Source organism: Pseudovibrio sp. WM33 (assembly GCF_001623165.1).
In the GTDB taxonomy this organism is placed as follows: Bacteria; Pseudomonadota; Alphaproteobacteria; order Rhizobiales; family Stappiaceae; genus Pseudovibrio.
Genome location: NZ_LMCK01000159.1, coordinates 1 through 771, shown reverse-complemented (window position 1 = coordinate 771; position 771 = coordinate 1). Strand labels below are relative to the sequence as shown.

The 771-nt window shown below is 54.6% G+C and carries 1 pseudogene; it reads right to left on the bottom strand.

Annotation, left to right across the window (positions count from 1 at the left end):
- Positions 1-771: pseudogene (locus PsWM33_RS27605) on the bottom strand (baseplate multidomain protein megatron); the annotation flags it as partial.

Below are 771 nucleotides of genomic sequence, written 5' to 3'. Positions count from 1 at the left end.
CAGTGTAGATAACTTGATCACCATCCCAACTAACATCAAACCGGTCAGACTCCCCGAAGAATGAAAGAAGTTGCGGTTCGATATCAAACGTTCCATCCGGGCTGCCCGGTTGCTCCGGTGCCGGGTGACAGGTGATCCGGCCACGCCACGGATAAGCCTTTTGTTCTGCCTCCCCGTAAGGATCTGGAAGGCCGTTGCCTTCTGGAATATCCATCATGACAAACGGATAAAGCATCACCTTAAAGCCGCGCTCTTTCAGGTCTTGGATAGCTTCAATCACAACACTGTCTGAAGGCGAACCGCCATAAGCGGGCTTGCCATCCACATACGAGACAAGCCGGGCTTCATCCCGGCTTAATCCGGCAACCCGCCATTCAATCGGACTGGTGGTTTTGCGTGCTTCCACACGAGGCGCAATCGTGCACTCTCCCGCCCGCAGATCATCACCAAACCACGCCACCACCAGAGAAACGGTTTTGCACTCCGGGCAGGTGCTCTGCAGCAAGTCTATGGAATGCTCCCAATCAGTTGCTGCAGTCAGGGTGTGCCGGTTGTTATAGGCCGTGGTCGGGCCGTCCTTGCCATCCTTCACAGGCGTTTTGGAATAGCCGAACTCAGTAGAGCCGGGAATAAGAGAAACAGCCGTTAGCTTTTCTTCCTCATAGCCAACGCAGCGCACCACTTCAAAAGTCAGTTGTGGCAAGCGGTTCCCAAAGTCTGCAAGGGGCAGCTCTTCAAACACCACATAGGCAAGGCCGCGATAGGCTGGCA